This window comes from Nocardia sp. NPDC088792 (genome assembly GCF_044750615.1).
Lineage (GTDB): Bacteria > Actinomycetota > Actinomycetes > Mycobacteriales > Mycobacteriaceae > Nocardia.
Map to the genome: position 1 here is coordinate 197,811 of NZ_JBIVKC010000010.1, position 23,140 is coordinate 220,950.

General features: G+C 66.6%; 25 protein-coding genes and 1 riboswitch. Of the genes, 13 read left to right on the top strand and 12 right to left on the bottom strand.

All coding sequences use genetic code 11. The annotated features are described in order from the left end of the window. Positions 1-5 precede the first annotated feature (5 nt). Positions 6-791, bottom strand: a complete 786-nt coding sequence (locus ACIP5Y_RS47490) for a DeoR/GlpR family DNA-binding transcription regulator (RefSeq protein ID WP_400360428.1) — start codon at positions 789-791, stop codon at positions 6-8. Positions 792-944: 153 nt separating this feature from the next. Between ACIP5Y_RS47490 and ACIP5Y_RS47495 the strand changes: the two genes are divergently transcribed. Next, positions 945-1,934 carry an acyl-ACP desaturase gene (locus ACIP5Y_RS47495; protein ID WP_400360429.1) on the top strand — a complete coding sequence of 330 codons (990 nt, stop codon included), beginning with the start codon at positions 945-947 and terminating at the stop codon, positions 1,932-1,934. Here the strand turns inward: ACIP5Y_RS47495 and ACIP5Y_RS47500 are convergent. The 6 genes from ACIP5Y_RS47500 to ACIP5Y_RS47525 form a co-directional block, all read right to left on the bottom strand. Next, on the bottom strand, positions 1,922-2,809 hold the full coding sequence (locus tag ACIP5Y_RS47500) for an alpha/beta fold hydrolase (RefSeq protein ID WP_400360430.1): 888 nt from the start codon (positions 2,807-2,809) through the stop codon (positions 1,922-1,924). The genes ACIP5Y_RS47495 and ACIP5Y_RS47500 overlap by 13 nt on opposite strands. Before the next feature lie 52 nt (positions 2,810-2,861). After that, entirely contained in the window at positions 2,862-3,476 is a 615-nt protein-coding gene (locus ACIP5Y_RS47505) for a TetR family transcriptional regulator (RefSeq protein WP_400360431.1), read from the bottom strand. A gap of 83 nt (positions 3,477-3,559) precedes the next feature. Further along, complete coding sequence (locus ACIP5Y_RS47510) at positions 3,560-4,543, bottom strand: M23 family metallopeptidase (RefSeq protein WP_400360432.1); 984 nt, start codon at positions 4,541-4,543, stop codon at positions 3,560-3,562. 149 nt (positions 4,544-4,692) lie between these two features. Continuing rightward, the gene (locus ACIP5Y_RS47515) at positions 4,693-5,118 is read right to left on the bottom strand and encodes a response regulator (protein WP_400360433.1); all 426 of its coding nucleotides are present in this window, start codon (positions 5,116-5,118) and stop codon (positions 4,693-4,695) included. 272 nt (positions 5,119-5,390) lie between these two features. Then, on the bottom strand, positions 5,391-7,136 hold the full coding sequence (locus ACIP5Y_RS47520) for an NRAMP family divalent metal transporter (protein ID WP_400360434.1): 1,746 nt from the start codon (positions 7,134-7,136) through the stop codon (positions 5,391-5,393). A 118-nt stretch (positions 7,137-7,254) separates the two neighbouring features. Further along, the gene (locus ACIP5Y_RS47525; RefSeq protein ID WP_400360435.1) at positions 7,255-7,437 is read right to left on the bottom strand and encodes a hypothetical protein; all 183 of its coding nucleotides are present in this window, start codon (positions 7,435-7,437) and stop codon (positions 7,255-7,257) included. A 298-nt stretch (positions 7,438-7,735) separates the two neighbouring features. Next, positions 7,736-7,907: riboswitch (M-box (ykoK) riboswitch) on the bottom strand. A 191-nt stretch (positions 7,908-8,098) separates the two neighbouring features. On the opposite strand from ACIP5Y_RS47525, the gene ACIP5Y_RS47530 reads away from it, so the two are divergent. Beyond that, positions 8,099-9,433 carry a magnesium transporter MgtE N-terminal domain-containing protein gene (locus ACIP5Y_RS47530; RefSeq protein ID WP_400360436.1) on the top strand — a complete coding sequence of 445 codons (1,335 nt, stop codon included), beginning with the start codon at positions 8,099-8,101 and terminating at the stop codon, positions 9,431-9,433. Between the two features lie 146 nt (positions 9,434-9,579). Further along, on the top strand, positions 9,580-11,175 hold the full coding sequence (locus ACIP5Y_RS47535; RefSeq protein ID WP_400360500.1) for an NRAMP family divalent metal transporter: 1,596 nt from the start codon (positions 9,580-9,582) through the stop codon (positions 11,173-11,175). On the opposite strand, the gene ACIP5Y_RS47540 is transcribed toward ACIP5Y_RS47535, so the two are convergent. Next, positions 11,161-11,604 (bottom strand): SgcJ/EcaC family oxidoreductase, encoded by a 444-nt coding sequence (locus ACIP5Y_RS47540; RefSeq protein WP_400360437.1) that lies wholly within the window; start codon positions 11,602-11,604, stop codon positions 11,161-11,163. The genes ACIP5Y_RS47535 and ACIP5Y_RS47540 overlap by 15 nt on opposite strands. 94 nt (positions 11,605-11,698) lie before the next feature. Here ACIP5Y_RS47540 and ACIP5Y_RS47545 point away from each other — a divergent pair, with 94 nt between their 5' ends. After that, on the top strand, positions 11,699-12,163 hold the full coding sequence (locus tag ACIP5Y_RS47545; RefSeq protein ID WP_400360438.1) for a MarR family winged helix-turn-helix transcriptional regulator: 465 nt from the start codon (positions 11,699-11,701) through the stop codon (positions 12,161-12,163). 8 nt (positions 12,164-12,171) lie between these two features. Here ACIP5Y_RS47545 and ACIP5Y_RS47550 read toward each other — a convergent pair whose 3' ends face one another. Then, positions 12,172-12,597: a hypothetical protein gene (locus ACIP5Y_RS47550; protein ID WP_400360439.1), complete on the bottom strand. Its 426-nt coding sequence runs from the start codon at positions 12,595-12,597 to the stop codon at positions 12,172-12,174. Positions 12,598-13,417: 820 nt separating this feature from the next. Between ACIP5Y_RS47550 and ACIP5Y_RS47555 the strand changes: the two genes are divergently transcribed. Then, positions 13,418-13,627 (top strand): hypothetical protein, encoded by a 210-nt coding sequence (locus ACIP5Y_RS47555; protein ID WP_400360440.1) that lies wholly within the window; start codon positions 13,418-13,420, stop codon positions 13,625-13,627. 18 nt (positions 13,628-13,645) lie between these two features. After that, entirely contained in the window at positions 13,646-14,992 is a 1,347-nt protein-coding gene (locus ACIP5Y_RS47560; RefSeq protein WP_400360441.1) for a YhgE/Pip domain-containing protein, read from the top strand. On the opposite strand, the gene ACIP5Y_RS47565 is transcribed toward ACIP5Y_RS47560, so the two are convergent. Further along, on the bottom strand, positions 14,987-15,601 hold the full coding sequence (locus ACIP5Y_RS47565) for a TetR/AcrR family transcriptional regulator (RefSeq protein ID WP_400360442.1): 615 nt from the start codon (positions 15,599-15,601) through the stop codon (positions 14,987-14,989). The two genes, ACIP5Y_RS47560 and ACIP5Y_RS47565, sit on opposite strands and share 6 nt — an antisense overlap. A 97-nt stretch (positions 15,602-15,698) precedes the next feature. Between ACIP5Y_RS47565 and ACIP5Y_RS47570 the strand changes: the two genes are divergently transcribed. Genes ACIP5Y_RS47570 through ACIP5Y_RS47590 form a run of 5 tightly spaced genes read left to right on the top strand, consistent with a single transcriptional unit; the run spans position 15,699 to position 20,770 of the window. Beyond that, entirely contained in the window at positions 15,699-16,580 is an 882-nt protein-coding gene (locus ACIP5Y_RS47570; RefSeq protein WP_400360443.1) for a metal-dependent hydrolase, read from the top strand. Next, positions 16,577-17,623: a PDR/VanB family oxidoreductase gene (locus tag ACIP5Y_RS47575; protein ID WP_400360444.1), complete on the top strand. Its 1,047-nt coding sequence runs from the start codon at positions 16,577-16,579 to the stop codon at positions 17,621-17,623. Before ACIP5Y_RS47570 ends, ACIP5Y_RS47575 begins: the two co-directional genes overlap by 4 nt. A 21-nt stretch (positions 17,624-17,644) precedes the next feature. Continuing rightward, the gene (locus ACIP5Y_RS47580; protein WP_400360445.1) at positions 17,645-19,141 is read left to right on the top strand and encodes a flavin-containing monooxygenase; all 1,497 of its coding nucleotides are present in this window, start codon (positions 17,645-17,647) and stop codon (positions 19,139-19,141) included. Continuing rightward, positions 19,138-20,031 (top strand): short-chain dehydrogenase/reductase, encoded by an 894-nt coding sequence (locus ACIP5Y_RS47585; protein WP_400360446.1) that lies wholly within the window; start codon positions 19,138-19,140, stop codon positions 20,029-20,031. Before ACIP5Y_RS47580 ends, ACIP5Y_RS47585 begins: the two co-directional genes overlap by 4 nt. 28 nt (positions 20,032-20,059) lie before the next feature. After that, on the top strand, positions 20,060-20,770 hold the full coding sequence (locus ACIP5Y_RS47590) for an SDR family NAD(P)-dependent oxidoreductase (RefSeq protein ID WP_400360447.1): 711 nt from the start codon (positions 20,060-20,062) through the stop codon (positions 20,768-20,770). A gap of 18 nt (positions 20,771-20,788) precedes the next feature. On the opposite strand, the gene ACIP5Y_RS47595 is transcribed toward ACIP5Y_RS47590, so the two are convergent. Beyond that, complete coding sequence (locus tag ACIP5Y_RS47595) at positions 20,789-21,208, bottom strand: 4-oxalocrotonate tautomerase family protein (protein ID WP_400360448.1); 420 nt, start codon at positions 21,206-21,208, stop codon at positions 20,789-20,791. 98 nt (positions 21,209-21,306) lie between these two features. Between ACIP5Y_RS47595 and ACIP5Y_RS47600 the strand changes: the two genes are divergently transcribed. Both ACIP5Y_RS47600 and ACIP5Y_RS47605 read left to right on the top strand, forming a co-directional pair. Further along, the gene (locus ACIP5Y_RS47600) at positions 21,307-21,879 is read left to right on the top strand and encodes a TetR/AcrR family transcriptional regulator (protein WP_400360449.1); all 573 of its coding nucleotides are present in this window, start codon (positions 21,307-21,309) and stop codon (positions 21,877-21,879) included. A gap of 74 nt (positions 21,880-21,953) precedes the next feature. Beyond that, the gene (locus tag ACIP5Y_RS47605) at positions 21,954-22,325 is read left to right on the top strand and encodes a MerR family transcriptional regulator (protein ID WP_400360450.1); all 372 of its coding nucleotides are present in this window, start codon (positions 21,954-21,956) and stop codon (positions 22,323-22,325) included. On the opposite strand, the gene ACIP5Y_RS47610 is transcribed toward ACIP5Y_RS47605, so the two are convergent. Then, complete coding sequence (locus ACIP5Y_RS47610) at positions 22,322-23,134, bottom strand: amidohydrolase family protein (RefSeq protein WP_400360451.1); 813 nt, start codon at positions 23,132-23,134, stop codon at positions 22,322-22,324. The genes ACIP5Y_RS47605 and ACIP5Y_RS47610 overlap by 4 nt on opposite strands. Positions 23,135-23,140: the final 6 nt, after the last annotated feature.

The following is a 23,140-nucleotide window of genomic DNA, read 5'->3' on the forward strand; positions in this document are numbered from 1 at the left end:
TAGGTTCAGGCAAAAAGAATTTCGACTTCCGCGTCGCGCAGCGCCTCCAGCGTGCGCGGTCCGCTGGGATGGGTGTCGGTATCAGCGGCGCTCTCGTCGGTGACGAAGGTGTCCACCACCCCCAGCGGTGCCACCTGGCTGAAGGCCCGCACGCCGAGCTTGGTCGCATCCGCCACCGCGATCGTCGTCGCGGCCTGTGCCAGCCCGGCCTGTTTGACCGCCGCATCATCGAGTGAGAATTCGGACCACCCATGCTCGGCGTGCACCCCGCCGATGGACATGACGAAGCAGTCGAAGGCGAGCGATTCCAGCGCCCGCAAGGTCAACGGCCCCACCAGTGATCTCTCCCCCACCCGCGACCGCCCACCGGCGACGATCAATTCGATCCCGTCCCGATCGGCCAGACACGCCGCCGCCTGCAGACTCAACGCCACTACGGTCAAGGGCCCCCGCCCGGCCAGATGCTCCGCGACATGCACGGTCGTGGTCCCCGCATCCAACAGCACCAGCGACCCCGGCTCGATCCGCGCCGCCACCGCCGCCCCGAGCCGTTCCTTGGTAGCCGCCTGCCACTCCGCCCGCGGAGCGAATCCACTGTCCAGGTTGCGCGGCCGGTTCGCGACAGCGCCGCCGTGCACCCGCCGCACCAGCCCCCGGCTCTCCAGCGTGTCCAGGTCCCGGCGCACGGTCATCTCCGAAACCCCCAGCCGCCCGGCCAGTTCCGCCACCGAGACCCGCTCACCGCCCTGTACCAGTCGCAGAGTCACATCCAGCCGATTCGCTACACCCACCCCCCATTTCTAACACATAGATGTTCGAATGAACATGACGATGTTTGATCCAGCCTCTTCGAGTGCCGTCGGTAACAAGTCGATACACCGGTTCGATCAGCAGGGAAGTCCGGTCGTAACGACAAGTGCACCAATAACATCCGAGGGGAAGTCGTGGGGAGACAACTCACCCAGCTGGAACTGCTCAGAGAGCTGGAGCCGGTTGCCGAACAGAATCTGAATCGGCATCTGTCGCTGGCGAAGGAGTGGCATCCGCACGACTATGTCCCGTGGGACGAGGGCCGCAACTTCGCGGCGATGGGCGGCATCGACTGGGCCCCTGAGCAGTCGCAACTGTCCGACGTGGCCAAGGCGGCGATGATCACGAATCTGCTGACCGAGGACAATCTCCCGTCCTATCACCGGGTGATCGCGCAGCACTTCTCCCAGGACGGCGCCTGGGGTACCTGGGTCGGGCGGTGGACCGCCGAGGAGAACCGGCACGGCATCGTGATGCGGGACTATCTGGTCGTCACCCGCGGCGTCGATCCGGTGGAACTCGAGCAGGCGCGGATGCTGTCGATGACCCGCGGATTCGATCCGATGTCCGCGGTGAGCCTGGCCGATATCCATCCCGACGATGTGCCCGGCGAGAGCTTCCTGCACGCGGTCGCCTATGTGACGTTCCAGGAACTCGCCACCCGGCTCAGCCATCGCAATACCGGAGCCGTGTGCAACGACCCCGTGGCCGACCGGATGCTGCAGCGCATCGCCGCGGACGAGAACCTGCACATGATCTTCTACCGGAACATGTGTGAAGCCGCGCTGAATCTGGCCCCGGATCAAGCGATCCAGGCCATTGCGGTGATGGTGATGAACTTCCAGATGCCGGGTACCGAGAACCCGAACTTCCGGCGGTACGGCGCATTGATGGCCAAACATGGCATCTACGACTTGCGCCAGCACCTCGAATCCGTGGTCATGCCCGTGCTCCGCACCTGGAAGATCTTCGAGCGCAACGACTTCACCGCCCCGGGCGAGCAGACCCGGGAGCAGCTGGCCGAATATCTGGAAAGCTTCGAGAAGGACGTACTCCGGTTCGAGGAGCGGCGCGACCGCATCGCGGCCCGCTTGGCCGGGAAGCGCGAGCCTCAGTCGGTCTGATCGTCGCGGATCGACTGCAGAATGTCGGCGGCGCGGTCCACGAACAGCAGATGACCTGCGCCGCTGACAATTTCGAGGTGGCTCGTCGGCAGGGCCGCCGCCAGGTGACGGCCATCGGACAACGGGACGTTCTGGTCGGCATCACCGTGCCAGATCCGGATCGGCACGGTGATGTCGCCGAGGCGGAAACCCCACGGCCGGGCCACCAGGATCTGCAGGTCGATCGCGAAGCCGCGGCTGCCTTGCCGGAACGCCTCGCGCAGATTGGCTTCCAGCTTGGCGGTCAGCTCCGGGTCGGAGAGGACGCGTTCCCGATCGAGGGGTGACATCTGCGCGATCAAGCCTTCGACGCCACCGGGCTTGCGGGCATACGCGGCCATCTGTGCGGCGGCGGGGCGAGCCAGGATCGGGAAGCGGCGCAGCATGGTCAGGCCGCGGTGGCGTTTCTTCGCGGCATCGTCGAGTTCGCCGGTAGAGCCGAGTTCATCGAGCGGAGCGGGCGAGCTCACCAGCACCGCGGTAGTCACCCGTTCGGGCAGGGCCGCGGCGCAGGCCAGCGCATACGGTCCGCCACCCGACACACCGATGATGCCGAAGCGGTCGAGACCGAGTGAATCCGCCAGGGCGGCAACGGTATCGGCCCAGTCGAGCACGCGGCGCGGGAATACCGGTGCGGACGCGCCCATTCCGGCCCGGTCGACGGCGATGATCCGCATCCCCCGCGTGGTCGCCGCCTGATCGAAGGCGACGGCCTCGATGTGCGAGCCGGGAATGCCGTGGCAGTACAGGACGGGACGGCCCGACCGATCCCCGTACTCGGCGACGCCTACCTCATTACCGGACACCGAGATCGCTCGAACATCGGAGGAGGTCACCCAAGCAGGTTAAGGGCTGACGGGCGCGAACGGGGCGGCAGGGTTCGATTCGCTACCGGCCAGGAACACCACGAGACCGCTCATCTCTTCCGGACTGCTGTTCGGCGGGTGCGGTCAGTCCGGCCAGCACGAATTCGCGCAGGGCCAGCACCGTGGCCGCCGACATCTGGCGGCCCGCGGTGCCCGCGCCGCCGAAGCGCATGATGATCAGGTCGAAGGCCAGGCTCCAGCGCCGCCGGCTCTCCCGCTCGCTGAGGTCGGGCAGCAGTCCGACCCAGGAGTCCATCCGGAACCAGGGCTGCTGCCACAGCGCCGCGTGCCGGCCGAGCACGAATTGGGCCAGCAGGCGAAGATGCAAGCGGCCCACGGGATCATCGGACAGTTCGACGAAGGGTGCCAGTACGGCGTCGACCACGGTCGCGATGGATCGTTCCCCGGTGGTGGCCACCGCCAGCCGATCCGCCCACATCGGTCCGAGCCGATCCTCGAGCAGCGCGGCGACCAGTTCTTCCTTGGACCCGAAGTGATAGTGCACCGCAGCCGGATTCGCGCCGGCCGCGGCGCAGATCGCACGCACCGACACCTCGTCGTAGCGTTCGGTGAGCAACAGCCGCTCGGCGGCGGCGAGCAATCGGGTGCGAGTGCCCGCGGAGACCTTGCCTGTCACATGCGGAGCCAATCACGACCCGGCCGGTTTTTCAATCACTGACTGAATCGATGATGCAACCCCGCATGCGGCGCGAAGCTCTGTCAGTCCTCTTCGGGACCGAGGTTGATGCCGCGGCTGGCCAGCCAGGGCAGCGGGTCGACCTTGTCGGCGCCATTGAGCCACACCTCGAAATGGCAGTGCGGACCGGTGGAGAAGCCGCGATTGCCGACCGTGGCGATCTGATCGCCGGCCGTCACCCGCTGACCCACCGAGACCGTCGCGGTGTCCACGTGGCCGTAGACGGTGATGGTGCCGTCGTCGTGCTGCAACCGCACCCACATGCCGAAGCCGGAGGCCGCACCCGCACTGATCACGGTGCCGTCGGCGACCGCGTAGATGGGCGTGCCGATGGGTGCGGCCACATCCACACCGAGATGTTCCGCGCCCCAGCGGGTTCCGAAACCCGAGGTGAACACGCCCGACGCGAACTTCACCCAGAGCGGGCGCAGATGCTGATCGTTCTCGGCGGCGGCATCTTCTTCGTACTGTTTGCCGTTCTGCAGGATGTCCTGGAACTGGCTGGGATCCTCCACCGGGTTGGCGTCGAGAATCTCCGGGAAGTGCGCATCGGTGCCGGTGAGCGGCGGGCCCTTGGGATCCGCCTTCGTCATCGCGGCCAGTTCCTGCGTATCGGCGGCGCCCTTGTGCTCGCGCACCGAATCCTGGAACGCGCACTGGGTGGCGGCGACGGCCGCACCGGCGGCGACGGCGGCGATCACCGCACGCCCCTTGAGCGTGGTCAGCGACGGCCGGCGATGCGCGCCCGGGTCACGCGGCGCGCTCTTCGGAGTGGCCCGCCAGGCCTGCCGGGCGGCGAGACCGCCGACGGTGGCCTGCTTGGGCCAGCCGTCCCGGCTGGGACTTCCGGGCTCCTGCCACGCGTCCCATCCGGCATCGGGCGACTCGTCTGTGCCCCAGGACATCCCGGGCGAATCGTCCACCGGATAGGCCGGCGCATCCTGATACGGATCCCAGCGATCATCGGATTCGTACCTGCGACCATCCCAGGAAGTATTGCCCTGCAACAGAACTGAACCCTCCTACGCGGAACCGACGGTAGCAGTCCGTTGCGGAGCGCCTCATGAGCACAGCCGACCACGCGTCCTGCTTCGATGCAGAACCGTAACACTTTCAGCTGTGGATGCCCTGCCAGAGAGCGAATTCGCTGCTGGCGCTATTGTGCCGCAGCGCTTCCGGTTGCCAGCCGGGCGTGGATCCGGGTGAGCAGGTCACCGGTGCGAAAGGGTTTTCGCAGGTAGTCGGAGGCACCCGCGGCCATGGCGAGATCGATGACGGCGGCATCGGTTTCGGTCGAGATGATCAGAATCGGCGCCGAGGTGCTCAGCCGCAACCGGCGGCACACCTCCGAACCATCCAGATCGGGCAGCACCAGATCCAATAACACCAGATCCGGATGCCAGAGCGGGATGGCGGCGACCGCCTGCGCTCCGGTAGGCACCCGTAGTGAGTCGTAACCGGCGTGCGCCAGTACGAGCACGGCCATCTCCGCGTTCGCGGGATTACCCTCGACGATCAGCACCTTGGCCGGTGCGGGCGAGCATTCGTGTCGTTGCGCGGGCGAAAGTTGATTTCGAGTCATGACTGTTCTCTTCACTGGCTGGTCCCCGACCCTTGCCATCCGCGTCACGTCATGCGATCAACGGAACTCGACGCTATGCCCTCCCGCAACCATCCAGCAATAGCACCGTGAGAAAAACCCGCCGGAAAAGACGATTGCGGCCGTTTCTTGATCATTGGTTATCCTCCCGGCAATTTTCGGGTCTCGGTGACACCCGAAACGAGATCCGATGCTTACCCCGGGTTTACCCGACGAGCGGCCGGGCGAAACGTCGCCCGGCCGCCCCGCGCCGATCAGCTACCGATGGACTGGACGATCTTCACCACGACCAGCACGGCGGCGATGGCGAGATAACCGCGCAGCGCGATCATGCCCGCCAATCGGCCGGTGGAGAATTCCGGGCGTTCGAGGGTGTCGAGTGCGGGGGTCCGCCAGATGTCACGGTCCGCATTCCGGATGACCTTGCGCTCGGCCCGGCTCAGCGGCGTCGAATCCAGTTCTTCCACCTGATCGGGATCCAGGCCGCCGAGTTCGGCGGCCGTGCGCTCGAACTGCTTGCGCTCGTCGCGATTACGCGCCAGCAACATCACCACGCCGCCGAGAATGCCGACCAGCGCGCCGACACCGAACCCGATTTCGAGCGTGCCGGTGCTCAGGGTCGGATAGAAGGTGGTGGCGGTCAGCGCCAGCGACAACAGCACCAGCGTCCACACGATGACACCGGCGACAATGTTCTGCCGCACCGTATTCACCCAGGGCCCCAGCACCGCCTTGTCATTGCACAACAGCACCAGGAATACCGTCGCCGACGGCAACAGCACACCCGCGAGAGCCTGCACACCCTGGGTCAATAGGCCCAGCACATGATCGGGGCTGAAGGACACCGCCGCGGCAATGGCGAGCAGCAGTGCGTAACCGGCGTAGAACACCGGCGCCTCGGTGATTTTCCAATGCAGCGAATGCCGCCTGCCCAGGGTGTCACCGAGCGCGTAAGTGGTTGCCAGGCCGACCGCATTCGCACCGATGAGCGAGGCATCCAGCAACAGGATCGCGAACAACGCACCGACGGTCGGCCCCAGATGGTCGTGCAGCCCCTGCGCCACCGCACCCGCATCGGTGAAATTGCCCATCGCCGCGGGCGCGAGACCGAAGGCCGCTGCCGCCATGAGCGCGACCGCGCCCACCATCACGACCACGATTCCGGCGATCAGGTCGTAGCGTTCGAACTTGATCCAGCGCGGGGTGATGCGCTTGTCGACGATATTGGACTGCTGGAAGAACAACTGCCACGGCGCGACGGTGGTGCCGACGATCGACACGATGAGCAGCAACAGCGTCGAATCCAGCCCGCCCGGTAGCGACGGAATGATGCCCTTCGCCGTGGCCGAGACGCTCGGGTGCACCATCATCGCCAGCGGGAACAGCACGATATTCACCGCGATCAATCCGAAAAGGAAACGCTCCCAACGCCGGAACGAGCCCCCGGCCACCACCGCGAACAACAGCACCGCCGCCAGCGGCACCGAAATGCCCTTGGGCAATCCGAAGTAGTTCAAAGCCATGGAGACGCCGATGAATTCGGTGACGATGGTCAGCGCGTTGACGATGAACAGATCGCCCACGCTGAACGCGCCCCAGAACTTGCCGAAGCGATCGAAGATGAGCCGCGCGTGCCCGACACCGGCGACCGCGCCGAGCCGGACCACCATCTCCTGATTCACGTACAACACCGGAATGAGCAGCACCAGGGTCCAGACCAGGGCCATGCCGTAGTTCTGACCGGCCTGCGAATAGGTGGTCACGGCCCCCGCGTCGTTATCGCCCACCATGACGATCAGCCCGGGGCCGAGCACGGCCAGCGCCATCCGGAAGCGCTGCCAACGGGTCCGGCCCTCGGCGGTCTCATGCTGTCCGATGCGGCCCAGCGCGCCGACGATATCGCCGACGTGGGCGCTGTCCATGACGGCGCCGCCCGGCGCCGAATCGTCCGTGACGGCGGAGGTATCGCGGCGGTTCCCGCCGGCGGAGAACAAGGCCATGACCGTTTCTCCCTCTCTGAAAGCAGTTGGGGCACTGATTGATCGAAAACAGCCGACGGCCCGGACCGCGGGGGTATGCGCATGCCCGCCGCGATCCGGGAACGCCGGCCGCTACCCGCTACCAGTGGTAGGGGTGACCGCCCAGGGAGGCGGTGTAGAGGGCGGCCCTAGGCCGGGCGGCCCGCATATTGACTCGCTCCTGCTCGGTGAGCCGGGCGCGGGTCCAGAAGCGGCGGAGGATACCGCCGAGCACCACCGGCGCCGAAACGGTGTCGCGCGCCGGGAAAGCGATGACTGCCATGACTTGCTCCTTGGCGTGAAGCCAACTGCCGCAACGTTTTCCGGGCACACCGAAGGCACGCGGGAGCCCGCCATCGGCCCCCTCATTCGGGCAGGCCGAAATCGGCCGATGGGTGATTCCGCGGTGGGTCAGGCGTTCGGAAAGCCGCAGCAAGCTGGGTACGAAATGTGTCGAGTCCTACTCGGATACGGGTCATCACCGTTCACTTCTCGTCCCTCACCTCCTTGCTGCCGTGACGTACGGGGACGTCGCTACCGGTATGCCAGTACGCAGGGGGTGAACCCGCCGGATCGGCGGGCGAGCACCCCTCTCGTCAGAGCTTCGGCACTGCACGACGTATCCCACTACGCGGGAAGCCACCTGGGGTAACCCCTTAATCCGGGGAAACCTGTCCTGATCCTGGGCGTCTCTCGACGTCGTCGGATCAGTGGCCTGTGTTCGTACAGGAGCCTCGCCTAGCGAGGTGCTGACAACACATAGTGAACCGGCTATGTATTGTTCGTCAAGTCGGGCAACGGGTTCGGACCCCGGTTGAACAACCGTGTTTCGTTGGCCTGTCGGATACCCCCTGTTGGGACAGAATTCGAGAGATGGCACCAGCCGGGGTGCAGGGTGTGGCCGTGGTCGCCGGTTTTCCGGGGACGCCGAGACAGGAGCTCATATGACCGAACCCACCTCGCAGCCGAGTTCGACGACGGTTGCGACCATCCATCTGTCGCAGCTGCTGAAATCCCCGGTCATCGCGGGGTCCGGCGAGCCCGTGGGCCGCGTGGACGATCTGATCGTGCGCCTGCCCGGCGGGGACGCCTATCCGCCCGTCACCGGTGTGGTCGTCGGCGTCGGCGGACGCGAGGTCTTCGTTTCCGCCGAGCGCATCGGGGAGTTCGGCGCGGATCGAATCGTGTTGTCGGTCAACAAGGTCGACCTACGTTCGTTCGAACGCCGCGACGGTGAAGTACTCCTGAAGGCCGATATCCTCGGCCACCGGCTCATCGATGTCGCGGCCGCCGAACTGGTGCGCGCCTACGATGTCGAACTCGACGAGACCCCCGAAGGCTGGGTGCTGGCCCGCCTCGATACCCGCCGCCCGGCCCGCTTCTTCGGGCTGCTCAAGTCCTCCGGCGGCCATGCCTCCCGGGATTGGAAGGCCTTCGAACCACTGATCGGGCACAGTCAGTCGCTGACCATCCGCGGGGTGAGCGCACGTGTGCGCGGGCTGAAGCCCGCCCAGATCGCCGATCTGCTCGAGGACGCCGACAAGCACGAGCGCGGCGAGATCCTCGACCAGGTGCACGGCGATCCCGAGCTGGAAGCCGATGTCTTCGAGGAACTGGACTCCGACAAGTCCAGCCGCCTGCTCGACGCCATGTCCGATTCCGAGGTCGCCGCCCTGCTCGGCCGCATGCGCGCCGACGACGCCGCCGACTCCATCATGGAACTGCGGCAGGCCCGCCGCCGCCGGGTGCTGGACCTCATGCCGGCCGGGCAGCGGGTCAAGGTCGTCACGCTGATGGGCTTCAACCCCGACAGCGCGGGCGGCCTGATGAATGTGGACGTCGTCTCCTGCGCTCCCGATTCGACTGTGGCGCAGGCTCTCTCGATCATCCGTTCGGCGCACGCGCTGCAGCCCGAGGCGCTGCTCAAGGTGCACGTGCTCGATGCCGGGCGGCTGGCGGGCGTGGTCTCGGTCATCGCCCTGCTGCAGGCCGAACCGGACAGTGCCGTCACCGACATCATGGACGCCGATCCGGTGCGCATCGCGCCCGACGCGGACCTCACCGATATCGCGCTGCTGATGGCCGATTTCAACCTCTACATGCTGCCCGTCGTGGACGACGAGGATCGCGTGCTCGGCGTGGTCACCGTGGACGATGTCCTGGAGGACATCATTCCCGATGACTGGCGCCGCCGTGAGCCCGCACCGCGACCGGCGCGCGAACCGGCCCCGACCGTCAAGAACACCACCCAGAACTCGGACGGCACGGCACAGCTATGACGAATACTTCCGAAAACCGCTCCGTCCCAGCAGAATCCGAACCGAGAACCGAGAGACCCGCCGCCACTGCACCCGACGCGGCCGCCCCCGCCGAGACCGCGCCGGTCTCCCCTGCCCCGGAGGCCGCCCCGAATCGCCGGTCGGCCGTGCTGGATTCGGCGCATCTCGGCGATATCGAGGGCGCCTTCGGGCGGATCAAGGTCGGCGATACCGAGCATTCCCGCACCTTCAAGACCCGCATGCTGACCCTGCTGGCCATTGTCGGGCCGGGCCTGATCGTCATGGTCGGCGACAATGACGCCGGTGGCGTCGCCACCTACGCCCAGGCCGGGCAGAACTACGGCTACAGCCTGCTGTGGGTGCTGCTGCTGCTCATTCCGGTGCTGATCGTCAATCAGGAGATGGTGGTCCGGCTCGGCGCGGTCACCGGTGTGGGCCATGCGCGGCTGATCAACGAGCGCTTCGGCCGCGGCTGGGGCTGGTTCTCGGTGGGCGATCTGTTCGTCCTGAACTTCCTCACCATCGTCACCGAGTTCATCGGTGTCAGCCTGGCCGCCGGCTATTTCGGCATCTCGAAGTACCTCGTGGTGCCCGTCGCGGCGGTCGCGCTGGTCGCCATCATGGCCAGTGGCAGCTTCCGGCGCTGGGAGCGGGCGATGTTCATCTTCATCGCCATCAGCGCGCTGCAGATTCCGATGCTGCTGCTCTCGCATCCCGATTGGGGCCGTGCGGCAAAGGATTTCGTGGTGCCGGGCGTCTCCGGCGGCATCAGCTCCGATGCCGTGCTGCTGATCATCGCCATCGTGGGCACCACGGTGGCGCCCTGGCAGCTGTTCTTCCAGCAGTCCAATGTGGTCGACAAGCGCATCACGCCGCGTTTCATCGGCTACGAGCGCGCCGACACCACCCTCGGCGCCTTCGTGGTGGTGATCGGCGCGACCGCGATCGTCATGACCGCCGATTTCGGTGCGCGCGCGACCGATTCGGTCGGCAAGTTCGTCGACGCGGGCGATATCGCCCGCGTCCTCGGCGATGCGCACCACGCCCTGGGCTCGATCTTCGCGATCGTGCTGCTGGACGCGTCGATCATCGGTGCGGCCGCGGTGACGCTGGCGACCAGCTACGCCTTCGGTGATGTGTTCGGTATCAAGCACTCGCTGCACCGCGGTTTCCGCGATGCCAAACAGTTCTACCTGTCCTACATCGCCATGGTGGTCGTGGCGGCGGCGATCGTCCTGATCCCCGGCGCGCCACTGGGTTTGATCACCACCGCCGTGCAGGCGCTGGCCGGGCTGCTGCTGCCGAGCGCGAGCGTGTTCCTGTTGCTGCTGTGCAACGATCCGCAGGTGCTGGGCCCGTGGGTGAACAAGACCTGGCTCAATGTGGTGGCCGGGTTCATCGTGGGTGTGCTGCTGCTGCTCTCGGGCATTCTGATGGCCACCACGCTGTTCCCCGGCCTGAACGTGATCAGCACCGGCGAGTATCTGGCCCTGGCGTTGGTCGTGCTGGCGGCCGTCGCCGTCGGCGTCCTGAAGTTCCTGCAACGGCGAGCGCCGGCGCCACCGGCCGCACCGAAGTTCGATGCGGCCGAGCGGGACTCGTGGCGTATGCCGCCGCTGGCCCTGCTCGAACCGGTGACCTGGTCCTCCGGGACGAAACTGGGCATGCTGGCCCTGCGCGGCTATCTGGTGGTCGGCGCGGTCCTGTTGGTGGTCAAGGCCGTTCAGCTAGGCCGGGGCTGAATCCTTACCCGCGAACAGGGTATTGAACAGCCAGCCGTACTTGGTGTTGTGGAAGGCGGCGAATTCCCATTCGCCGTCGCGGCGCACCGCCACGTAGACGTTCACCTTGGTGTTGAACCGGCCGCGCCGGCGCTTGCCCTTGACCAGCGCCCCGCGGCCGTGCGCCACCGCGACATCCGGTGTGAGGAAGCGCAATCCGGTGAGCTCACCGTCCATGCGCGTGCCCCTCAGGTACTTCTCGAACAGCGGCACATGCGACGCCTCGATCGCCGCCCGCCCCTTCAGATGCTGACCGAACCACGTCACGTAGTCCGCATCGGATGCGAAGACCGCGGCGTAGGCCACCGCATCCCCCGCTTCCCAGGCTTGGTTGGACCGGTCGAACAGGGCCCGGACGGCGGCTTCATCGGTGAGCTGCTGAGTGGTCATGTCATCCCTCGAACAATCTGAATGGTTCATCAAGTGAATCAGGAAGTAGTTGAATGAGTAAGATATTGTCCCGCTCAGACTAGGATGTCAAGCGATGACCACGACACACGACCAGCTCGGCGCCGCCCTCACCGCCGCCGCCCAGCGCAGCGCCACCGACGCCGTCATGCTGCACGGCGCCATGGCCGACAAGCTCGGCCTGCACGTGACCGATCTGCGCTGCCTGAACCTGCTGCGGGTGGGCGGACCCGCGACCGCCGGGGAACTCGCCCAGCGCACCGGACTCACCACCGGCGCCATCACCCGCATGATCGACCGCCTGCTGGCCGGCGGATTCGTCCGCCGCGAGCACGATTCCAAGGATCGGCGCCGGGTCATCATCACCGCGCAGGCCGAGCGCATCGACGAGATCGCACCCCACTACGAGGTGCTGGCGAGGGAATTCGCCAAGATCGCCGATGATTACACCGACGAACAGCTGGCGCTGCTGCTGGAAATCTTCCACCGGCTGCACGAGACTTCCGTGCACGTCACCGCACTACTGCGCGAAAGAGGCTGAACTGCTTTTCAATTCACCCGGTTGTAGGTGAATCGGCCGCTGCTCTGATCGAGTGAGGTGAACGACGTGACAATCGTGCCCGGAGCGGCGCAGTAGAAGGTCGTGGTTTTCACCATTCCGGTCGCGTTGGCCGGGGCGCCGGGCCCTTTGGCGTCCATTCGCAGACTGGCCGTGAAGCCGCCCGAGGGAATGACCGCGTAGATCCCGCTGCCGTTGCCGTGCTGCGCGCTACGGAAGGTTATGCCGCCGGCGCCGTCGAATTGCAGGACATTGCCGGACTCCTCCTGTGCCGCGAACTCCCCGCGGTAATCACCCAGGTCGGCGCCGCATAATCCGGCAGCATTCCCGGCGGGCGCCAGCGCCGATATCCCCGCGCCGAGCGCGGTTCCGGCCGTCACCACCGCCGCGATCCTCGACACCCTACCCACGGCCATACCTGACCTCCCTTTCGGCACCTCGCAACCTACTGAACAGCACGGATCACCATGTCAGTGGTAGACACGCCGGATCGTTATGTGAAAACAGTGCGTTCCGGCTAAATGTGAAAACGATTTATTCCTTCCGGCTACAACCTTGCACCACAAGCGATTTCATTGGCTCCCATACCTCCGACCCGGCCGCGACATTCCGAGAATCCCGCATTACCGCGAAATACGTTGAGCTGGTTGTACCGTCGTAGCTCATGACGCAAAAGAAGCTCATCGGCCTGCTTGTCGGTGCGTTCGTTTGTGCCGCCGTGTTCGTGCTGAATCCATCAGCCGCGTGGGGTTCGGGCGACATCGGAGGCGGTCCCGCAAACGGTCCCGGAGCCTCCCCCGGCGTCCCTTCGCCCGCTGGAAACGGTCCGGCAGGACCGGGCGGCGTGGGTCCGGCGCCGGAGAGGATCGTTCCCGTTCCGCCGCCGGCCGGAGGATTGCTCTGCCCTACCCTCTGAAATCGATATCCCGCCAACCGACCATCCATCCGAAACAGCGAATTCCGACGACGCAATCGCTACCGAACCCGAAGCGCCCCCGCATGATTCCACGCGGGGGCGTATTTCTTTACCGCGGATGCACCGCACCGGCCGTCACCACCGCACCGATCCGCGGCCGGTAGCCGCGGCCGCGACCCCGGCGTGACCTCGCTCACCTCTTCGGCGACTTTTCCGGATTCCTTACGCCCATGGAACTTTGGGCTATTACGCAGCGTAGTAGCTTCTGGCATCATGGACGGATGGCAACCTGTGCACCCACCGAGGAGAGGGAAAGGCTCATGGACGACATCGACTGCGCCGTCCCGCTGTCCGCGATCCACGTCCAGTGGTCCGATCCGGAGGACGCCTACATCGCGCGCACCGAGCAATTTCCCGGGCTGATCAACACCGACCATTGGTCTTCCCTCGCAGCCATCAACGGCCTGCTCGACAAGATCCACGAGCGGGTCGGCGACACGCGCCTTCAGCACAGGGCGAGCCACCCCTAGAGCCGTTACCGTGCGCCCATGACCTCGGGCGGCGAGAGCGGCAACGCAGAGCACGGGAACGCGGCGCCGGAGCACCCCGCTCCGGCCACCGACCTGCGCAAGCGGGTACGGATGTGGGTGGCGCCCATGGTGGTCATCACCCTGCTCATGTCACTGCTGGGCACCATGTACCTGGCGTACGTGGTGGATCCGGCGTCGCATCTGCACCGCTTCCCGATCGCCCTCGTCGACCAGGACGACGGCGACACCATCGGCGGCAAGCCGATGAACGTCGGCAAGCAGATCTCGGATGCCCTGCTCGCGCAGATCCCCTCCGACAAGGTCGATCTGCGGGTCATGGGCATCAACTCCGCCCAGCACGACCTGGGCAACGCGAAGATCTACGGCGCCATCATCATTCCGACCGACTTCACCAAGCGGCTCGGCATCTTCGCCACCGCCAGCGTGGTGCCCGGCGATATCACGCAGCCGACCATCACCGTGAACACCAGCCCGCGCATGGGCTCGTTCTCGGTTTCCCTCGTGCAGGCCATCACGAGCACCGCCTTGAGCAAGGTCGACGAGACCGTCGGGAAACAGCTCGGCGACACGGTGAATGCCCAATTGCGGCGCCCCGACGGCAGCACCACCGAACTCGTGGGGCTCAGCCGCCTGATGCTGGCCCAGCCGATCGAGGTGATCACCACCGCCTACCATCCGCTGCCCGCCGGCACCGGCGGCGGACTGGTGGCCTTCTTCTACGCCATGATGGTGCTGCTCGCGGGCTTCACCGGGGCGATGGTCATCAATGGCATGGTCGATTCCGCACTCGGCTTCGCGCCCACCGAATTCGGGCCCTGGTATGTGCACTATCCGGCGGCCTCGGTGTCGCGGCTGAAGACGCTGCTCATCAAGTGGGGCATCATCACCTGCACGGCGCCGATCGTCGCCGCCGTCTATATGGGATTGGCGACCTGGCTGGGCATGCCCATCGATCGCGCACCGGCGCTGTGGCTCTACACCACCTTCGCCATCATCGCGGTCGGCGTCACCGCGTTGTCGGTGGTCGCCGCCTTCGGCACCGCGGGCCTGCTGATCAATCTCATCTTGTTCATCGTGCTGGGCCTGCCGTCCTCGGGCGGGACCATTCCGGTCGAGGCGATACCGAAATCGCTTGCCTGGCTTGCCGGTTTCGAACCGATGCACCAGGTCTTCCTCGGGATTCGCGCGATCCTCTACTTCGATGCGGGCGCCGATGCGGGCCTGGCCCGGGCGGTGTGGATGACGCTGCTCGGTCTCGGCATCGGACTGCTGCTCGGCGCGGTCGTCACCCGGTACTACGACCGCAAGGGCCTGCATCGCAAGCCCGCGACCGCGCGGTCATGAACGGATGAGGATCGGCACGATGTAGTCGCGCGCGAACGCGGCGAGTGCGGCCTCGGAGTCGGTGTCGATGGCGCCGACGGGTTGCAGGATGAGCGAATGCACCAGCCGCCCGGCGACCTCCACCCGGGCAGCCAGGTCGGGAATGTCCGGAATTCCCTTGTCGCGCACCACGTCCCGCAGAATGCCGGTGGCGGCCGCGATGGACAGGGTGAAGAACGGCCCGCCCTCGATGGTGAGCTGCGGCAGCAGCCGTTCGGGTTCGAGCGTGAGCAGCTGCTCGACCAGCGGATGGCTGCGCCACCGCATGATCACGGTGACGAAGGTCGCGACCACCGTGTCCTCGAAAGTCTCGTGCCGCGACGGGATCTCGCCGAGTTCGGCGAGCAGTCGGCGCACCTCGCGATCGGTCACCGCACGCACCACGTCATCGCGGGAGCCGATGCGCCGGTAGACGGTGACCCGGTCCACCTCGGCCTGGCGGGCGATGTCCTCGATGGTGGTCTTCTTGACTCCCACTCGCCCGAATCGAAGCAGGGCGGCATCGAGGATGCGCTCTTCGATGGCCGGATCGGCGTTGGAGTTCGCCGAGGTGGCGGCGGTGGAGGGCACGCCTCGACGCTAGCAGCCGACCACTCGTTTGCAACAATTTCGGCCATTCTGTAGCTGCAACATTGCAATCCATGTTGTTGCATCGTACGGTCTGGGCATGGCTGATACCGGTGCAAAGGCGCGCTCCTATCAGGACGAGGAGCACGCGATCCAGGCACGCGACGTCCACTTCGACTTCTCGTCGGTTCCCCTGCACTACATCCCCGGCGAAGTGCTCGCGACCCACGTCACCAATGTCATGCACCTGGTACTGCCCGAGGGCGAACGGGCCATGGCCGCCTGCCTCGCCGAAGCACTGCCGTTCATCGACGACGAACGCCTGCGCGAGGAGGTCACCGGATTCATCGGCCAGGAATCCATGCACGCCAGTAGCCATGAAGGCGCCCGCCGGCATCTGCAGGACATCGGCCTGGAGGTCGAATCCTATGTCGAGAAGATCGCCTGGCTCATCGACCGGGTGCTCGGCGACCACGGCCTGTCCGGGCGAGCCAGACAGGAATGGCTCAAGGAACGCCTCGGAATGTTCGCGGGCATGGAACATTTCACCGCCGTCATCGGCGAATGGATGCTCGAATCACAGCGGCTCGAGGAACTGGGCATGGATCCGACCATGCTGGACCTGGTGCGCTGGCACGGGGCCGAAGAGGTCGAGCATCGCAACGTGGTGTTCGACGCCTACATGCACCTCGACGGCGGATACGCGCGGCGCATGCGCACCGGGCTGCTGGCGAGCGGAATGTTGTTGCCGCTGTTCGTGATATCGACCGCCTACCTGTATCGCAAGGATCGCAGCGCCGACAAGGGGCGGTTCTGGGGGCTGCAGTTCGTGAGCGCCACCGCGCGCGGGGTGATCCCGAGCTTCACCACCTTCTTCACCGAGATGCCCCGCTATCTGCGGCCGGGATTCCATCCCTCGCAACTGGGTTCGATGGACAATGCGCTGCGGTACCTGGCGCACTCGCCGGCGGCGCGGGCATGAGCAGAGCTGTCGAGATGAACCGCACCGACCCCGCCATGACCGGACTACGGGTGCTGGGTGCGGCCATGGATGTCTACAAGCGGGTGTTCACCACGCCCGCGCTGGCCCGCCCGCATCCGGTGCGGCTGCGGGGCTTCGATCTCGACATGGTCGTCGAGGAGGTGTTCGACGAGGCCGAGGAGGTGGTGAGCCTGCACCTGAAACGCCCCGGCGGGGAAGAACTGCCGTCCTGGCGGCCCGGATCGCACCTCGATGTGTTCCTGCCCTCGGGCCGGCAGCGGCAGTATTCGCTGTGCGGTGATCCCCGGGATCGGCGGCGCTATCGCATTGCGGTGCGGCGCATTCCGGGCGGGGACGGCGGATCGCTGGAGATGCACGCACTGCGGCCCGGTGACGAACTGGTCATCCGGGGGCCGCGCAATGCCTTCACGTTCATCGAGACCGCACCGTCGTATCTGTTTCTCGCCGCGGGCATCGGCATCACCCCGATCCTGCCGATGGTCCGGGCCGCGGGGACGCGCGGACGGCTGGTGTATCTGGGCCGGTCCCGGTCGAGCATGCCGTTCCTCGACGAGTTGCCCGAGCATGCCGACATCCGGCCCGACACCGAGTTCGGGACACCGGATATTCCGGCTCTGCTCGCGGCCGCGGAACCCGGTGCGGCCGTCTATGTCTGCGGTCCCCCACCGGTGCTCGCGGCCGCACAGCGGTGCCACTTCGCCCTCAATCCCACGGGTTCACTGCACACGGAACGGTTCTCGCCGCTGCCCGTGCTCGACGGTCATGCCTTCGATCTCACCCTGGCGCGCACCGGCCGCACCGTGCACGTGAGTGAGCGGGAGACCACGCTCGAGGCCATCCGCCGGACGCTGCCCGACGTGGCGTACTCCTGCCGGCAAGGGTTCTGCCGCACCTGCAAGACCCGCGTGCTCGCCGGGGAGGTCGATCACCGCGATCGGCTGCTGACGCCCGCCGAACGCGCCGGCCACCTGCTCACCTGCGTCTCCCGCTCGACCGGCGGACCGCTGACCCTCGATCTCTGATCTCGAAAGGCTTTCGGTCCCATGACGGACGGTTCCCCGACACTGCGCGCTGCGCCGACCACTCCCGAACACCGGCAGATCGTGATCCTGGGTGCGGGTTTCGGCGGCATCGGCCTGGCCATCAAGCTGCGCGAGGCCGGATTCGACGACCTCGTCCTGCTCGAACGCGCCGACGGGCTGGGCGGCACCTGGCAGGCCAATACCTATCCCGGTTGCGCCTGCGATGTGCCCTCACAGCTGTACAGCTATTCCTTCGCACCCAACCCGGACTGGTCGCGCACCTACGGGCGGCAGCGCGAAATCCTCGGCTATCTGCGGTCGGTAGCCGCGGAACACGATGTCGAGCGCCACATTCGCACGGGCACCGAACTACTCGACGCGCGCTGGGACGACGCGGCGGGCCTGTGGCGCATCGAGACCTCGCGCGGAAAACTCACCGCCGACTACTTCCTTTCGGCGGCAGGTATTTTCGCGGAGGCGAAGTATCCTGAACTGCCCGGGATGGAGACCTTCGAGGGCACCGCATTTCACTCCCTGCACTGGGATCATGGGCACGATCTGCGCGGCGCGCGCGTCGCGGTCATCGGCACCGGCGCCTCGGCGGTGCAGTTCATTCCCGAGATCCAGCCCGAAGTTGCCGCGCTGACGGTCTTCCAGCGCTCCGCACCCTGGATCGTGCCGCGCTTGGACCGCCCGACACTCGGTCTGGAGCGGCTGCTGTTGCGGCGAATTCCGCTGACGCAGCGGGCAGTTCGCGCGACCTGGTACGGCCTCATCGAGAGTTTCGGCCTGGTCGGCTTCGTGGACAACCGTTTCCGCCATCCCTTTGAGCTGCTCGGCCGGCTGCAGTTGCGGCGGCAGATCCGCGATGCGGGCCTGCGTGCGAAGGTGACGCCGGACTACGTGATCGGCTGCAAGCGCGCCATCTTCTCCGATGCCTATCTGCCCGCGCTGGACCGGGACAATGTCGATGTCGTCACCGAGGCCATCGCCGAGGTGCGACCGCACTCGATCCGCACCCGGGCCGGGGCCGAGATCCCGGTGGACACCATTATCTTCGGCACCGGCTTCGAGTCGATTCCCACCGCTTTCGAGCGCATCATCGGCCGCGACGGCCTGTCGATCGCCGACCTGTATCACAAGCAGCCCCGCACCTACCTCGGCGCGACCGTCGCCGGATTCCCCAACTTCTTCTGCACCCTGGGCCCTTTCGGCGCCGCGGGTAATCAGTCCGCCATCTACATGATCGAATCCCAGATCGCCTATATCGTCGACGCGCTGACCACCGTGCGGGCACAGGGCGCGCGGCGGGTGGAGGTGCGGCCCGAAGCGCAGGATGCCTTCCTCGAGGAGATGCGGCAGCGCAGTGCGTCCACCGTGTGGCTCACCGGCGGCTGCCGCAGCTACTACACCACTCCCGAGGGCGCCAATGCCGGGCTCTATCCGGGCTGGAGCTTCGAATACCGCAGGCGTACAAGCAGATTCGATACCAACTCCTACGAGGTGACAGCCCGATGATCCGCACGGCACTCAATCCCGCGAGCTGGTTCGCCCCTGCCTACGACGTGACCGGCAAGGTCGTGTTCATCACCGGTGCGGGGCAGGGCATCGGCCTCGCGCTGGCGCGGCTGCTGCATGCGCGCGGTGCCCGGGTGATCCTCGCCGATATCGACGAATTCCTGGCCCAGCGCGCCGCCACGGAACTCGGCTCGCGCGCCTACGCGATCGGTGCGGACGTCGCCGATCGCGAACAGATGGAACGGGCCATCGACACCATGGCCGAGCACTGTGGACGGCTCGATGTGGTGGTGGCCAATGCCGGGGTGACGCCCGTACCCGCCACCCTGCGCACCATGGACCCGCGCGATTTCGACCGGGTCATGCGCGTCAACCTCACCGGCGTGTTCAATACCGTGCATCCCGCACTGGATCACATCGTGTGGTCGAAAGGTCATGTGGTGGTGGTGTCCTCGTGCGCGGCCTTCGCTCCCGGGGCGGGCGGTGCGCCGTACATGATGAGCAAGGCCGCGGTCGAGCAGCTCGGCCGGGCCCTGCGCGTCGAACTGTCCGGCGCGGGAGCCAGCGCCGGGGTCGCCTACTTCGGCATCGTCGATACCCCGATGACCCATGAGATGCTCGACGCCGACGAGCTCGGCCATCGCATCGACGACCTGCTCCCCTGGCCGCTGAACGTGCGGATCACCGCCGAACATGCGGCTCGCACCATCGCCGACGGGATTGCCCGCCGCGCCCCGCGCACCATCGCACCCCGCAGCTGGGAGCCGTACGCGTTGTTCCGCGGCGTGATCAATGTATTGCTCGACAGCCGGCTCGCTGCCGATTCGTCGGTGCACGAACTGATGCGTGCGATCGAACAGCGCCGACTTACCGGCAAGCCCTTGACTTAGAGCGCGCTCGAAATCCTAACGTCGAGGGATGACAACGACACTGATCACCGGAGCCAACAAGGGGCTCGGATTCGAAACCGCTCGCCGGCTCGTCGCGGCGGGCCATACCGTCTATGTCGGCAGTCGCGATGCCGGACTCGGTGCGCGTGCCGCCGAGGAGATCGGCGCGCGGCCGATACAGCTCGATATCACCGATGATGCCTCCGTGGCGGCCGCGGCGGACACCATCGCCGCCGACGGAGGGCTCGACGTGCTGGTCAACAATGCCGGCATCGCTGGGGAATGGGGCCCCGACAACAATGTGGTCGGCGCGGCGGATCTAACGGTGGACCTCATGCGGAATACGTTCGAGACCAACGTCTTCGGGCTGGTGCGGGTGACGCACGCTTTCCTGCCGCTGTTGCAGAAGTCCGCCGCGCCGGTGGTGGTGAATGTCAGCAGTGGGCTGGCTTCGCTGAGCCGGATGAGCACGCCCGGCGGTCCGGGCTACAACTATCCGGGTGTGGCGTACCCGGCGTCCAAGACCACCGTCAATGCACTGACCATTCAGTACGCGAAGGCGTTCCCGCACATGCGGATCAATGCGGTGGAACCCGGGTTCACCGCGACGGATCTGAACCGCAACAGCGGCGCGCAGACCGTCGAACAGGGCGCCGAGATCATCGTGCGCATGGCGCAGGTCGCGCCGGACGGCCCGACCGGCGGGTACTTCGGCAACCAGGGCCCGCTGCCCTGGTAGGCCGAAGATGAAGAATCCTTATATCGCGGCGCCCACGGCGGCGATCAAGGCATCGCCCGTGTAGGCGAGTCCGCCTATCCCCCAGGCGCCTTCGGGCGCGTTGAGGATATTGACCCAGGTGTCGGCGCGGTCGTGCCCGGCGATGGTGAGGCGGTCGACGATATCGGTGGCCGCGTGGATGAAGGCCGCGCGGCTGTCCGGATCGGGCAGTCCGATATTCGGGAGCTTCAGCTCGACCATGACGACGGGCCGGTTGCCGCCGCCCGCGTAGACGTGGGCGGGGTCGAGCAGGTGCACGGTCCCGCCGACGATCGAGGTGAAGAACGGATTCCCGGTCGCGCCACTGACTTCGAGGAGTGCGGCGGTCAGCTGCGGCAGGATGTCGTGCTCGCCGAGGTCGGTGAGCACGCCGCGGGGAGCGGTGACGGTGATGGGCATGGCTTCTCCTGTTCGAATCACTAGTACGCACGTACTAGCTAGTCGAAGTATGCGTTAGGATGGACGTACTAGTCAACGGGTCGACAGTTGGAGGACACGTGACCGGCGAGACTCGCTCCCGGATGATCGACGCCGCCGTCGCCGCGCTGCAGCGCCGCGGCGTTGCCGGGATGTCGTTCACCGAGATCCTCGATGAGTCCGGCGCCGCCCGCGGCGCGATCTACCACCACTTCCCCGGCGGCAAGGGCGAACTCGTCGCCGAAGCGGCCACCCGCAACGGCGCGGACGTGCGCACGGTCATGGCCGCCATCCCCGGAGACACTCCCGTCGCGGTCGTCGAGAACTTCCTGGCGACGGTGCGGCCGGTGGTCGAGGCGTCCGCGGCGGGCGGCGGCTGCGCGGTCGCTGCCGTCACCGTCGCACCCGACGGAGATGCCCTGCGCCGCATCGCGGATGGCGCCTTCTCCGCCTGGACCACCGAACTGGCCGCCCGGCTCTCCGCCGCCGGACTCGAAACCCCCACGGCTGCAGAGAATCTCGCCACCATGCTGATCAGCCTGCTCGAAGGCGCACACGTCCTGTGCCGCGCCTCTGGCACCATCGACCCCTTCGACCGCACCGCCGAGGCCGCCATCGCCATGGTCGCAGCCGGCTACCCGGCGGCCGGCTGATCGCGAGAGCAGCCCGGCGCCGATATCGAATACCCCCTTGCGTTGACATCAGGGTCAATGTTTACGTTCTGCTCATGAGGATCGGCGAACTGGCCAAGCAGGCGGGAACGACGACCCGCGCCCTGCGCTTCTACGAATCACAAGGCCTGCTCAGCGCCCACCGCGAGGCGAACGGTTATCGCGATTACAGCGACGGAGATGCCCGCCTGGTGGAGGAGATCCGCACCCTGCAGGCCGTCGGGTTCAGCCTGGAGGACACCCGCCCGTTCGTGGAATGCCTGCGGGCCGGGCACGAAACGGGCGACTCCTGCACGGACTCGATCGACGTCTATCGCCGGCGCCTCGCCGAAATCGACGCGCTGCTCGACCAGCTCACGGCGGTCCGTGCGAGCCTGGCCGAGCGGCTGACCACCGCCCAGGCCAAACAAGGCGATTCCTGCTGCTAGAGCCGGAAGACGCGGCGGGCGTTGGCATCCAGGTAGAGGTCACGGGTCTCGTCGTCGAGGCCCAGCTCGTCCAGCCCGGCGAGGGCGTGCTGGGGGAAGATCATCGGATAGTTGGTGCCGAACAAGACCTTTCGCCGTCCGCTGCGGGACTTCATGTATGCCACGAGTTCCGGAGGAATGCGCTTGGTGGTGTAGGCGGAGGTGTCGATGACGACATTCTCGTGCTTGCGGGCGACCGCGATCATCTCCTCCGTCCACGGGTAGCCGATGTGGCCGCAGACGATGGTGAGTTCCGGAAAGTCCAGCGCCACCTGATCGATGTACGGGATCGGGCGCCCGGTCTCCGAGGGGCGCAGCGGGCCGGTGTGACCGACCTGGGTGCAGAAGGGAATCCCGAGATCCACGCAGGCGGCGAAGAGCGGGTAGAAGCGGCGGTCCGTGGGCGGCGCCTCCCACAGCCACGGCAGCACGCGCAGCGCCTTGAAGCCCTGGTCCTGCACGCGGTGGCGCAGTTCGCGCACCGACGCCATGGGCCGCCGCAGGTCCACCGAGGCAATGCCGAAGAGGCGGTCCGGGGCTTCCGAGACCCATTCCGCCACTTCGTCATTGGAGATGAGCACGCCCTCGGGCGCATGCCAGGCGGAGATGAGCGCCTGATCCACGCCCGCGGCATCCAGCACCGCGAGCGTGGTCTTCAACGGAATCTGTTCGTCCGGAACGACATCCCCGGTCCAGCGCCGGAGCGAGGCGAACATCTCGTGGGCGAGCATACGGGCGGTGGGATGCTGCGCCCAGGCATCGACGGTCATGGTCGA

Excerpts from the sequence above, each read along its gene's own strand:
- ACIP5Y_RS47515 (WP_400360433.1), bottom strand. The coding sequence starts at position 5,118 with ATGACTCGAAATCAACTTTCGCCCGCGCAACGACACGAATGCTCGCCC.
- ACIP5Y_RS47520 (WP_400360434.1), bottom strand. The coding sequence starts at position 7,136 with ATGGCCTTGTTCTCCGCCGGCGGGAACCGCCGCGATACCTCCGCCGTC.
- ACIP5Y_RS47525 (WP_400360435.1), bottom strand. The coding sequence starts at position 7,437 with ATGGCAGTCATCGCTTTCCCGGCGCGCGACACCGTTTCGGCGCCGGTG.
- ACIP5Y_RS47530 (WP_400360436.1), top strand. The coding sequence starts at position 8,099 with ATGACCGAACCCACCTCGCAGCCGAGTTCGACGACGGTTGCGACCATC.
- ACIP5Y_RS47540 (WP_400360437.1), bottom strand. The coding sequence starts at position 11,604 with ATGACCACTCAGCAGCTCACCGATGAAGCCGCCGTCCGGGCCCTGTTC.
- ACIP5Y_RS47545 (WP_400360438.1), top strand. The coding sequence starts at position 11,699 with ATGACCACGACACACGACCAGCTCGGCGCCGCCCTCACCGCCGCCGCC.
- ACIP5Y_RS47550 (WP_400360439.1), bottom strand. The coding sequence starts at position 12,597 with ATGGCCGTGGGTAGGGTGTCGAGGATCGCGGCGGTGGTGACGGCCGGA.
- ACIP5Y_RS47555 (WP_400360440.1), top strand. The coding sequence starts at position 13,418 with ATGGACGACATCGACTGCGCCGTCCCGCTGTCCGCGATCCACGTCCAG.
- ACIP5Y_RS47560 (WP_400360441.1), top strand. The coding sequence starts at position 13,646 with ATGACCTCGGGCGGCGAGAGCGGCAACGCAGAGCACGGGAACGCGGCG.
- ACIP5Y_RS47570 (WP_400360443.1), top strand. The coding sequence starts at position 15,699 with ATGGCTGATACCGGTGCAAAGGCGCGCTCCTATCAGGACGAGGAGCAC.
- ACIP5Y_RS47575 (WP_400360444.1), top strand. The coding sequence starts at position 16,577 with ATGAGCAGAGCTGTCGAGATGAACCGCACCGACCCCGCCATGACCGGA.
- ACIP5Y_RS47580 (WP_400360445.1), top strand. The coding sequence starts at position 17,645 with ATGACGGACGGTTCCCCGACACTGCGCGCTGCGCCGACCACTCCCGAA.
- ACIP5Y_RS47585 (WP_400360446.1), top strand. The coding sequence starts at position 19,138 with ATGATCCGCACGGCACTCAATCCCGCGAGCTGGTTCGCCCCTGCCTAC.
- ACIP5Y_RS47590 (WP_400360447.1), top strand. The coding sequence starts at position 20,060 with ATGACAACGACACTGATCACCGGAGCCAACAAGGGGCTCGGATTCGAA.
- ACIP5Y_RS47595 (WP_400360448.1), bottom strand. The coding sequence starts at position 21,208 with ATGCCCATCACCGTCACCGCTCCCCGCGGCGTGCTCACCGACCTCGGC.
- ACIP5Y_RS47605 (WP_400360450.1), top strand. The coding sequence starts at position 21,954 with ATGAGGATCGGCGAACTGGCCAAGCAGGCGGGAACGACGACCCGCGCC.
- ACIP5Y_RS47610 (WP_400360451.1), bottom strand. The coding sequence starts at position 23,134 with ATGACCGTCGATGCCTGGGCGCAGCATCCCACCGCCCGTATGCTCGCC.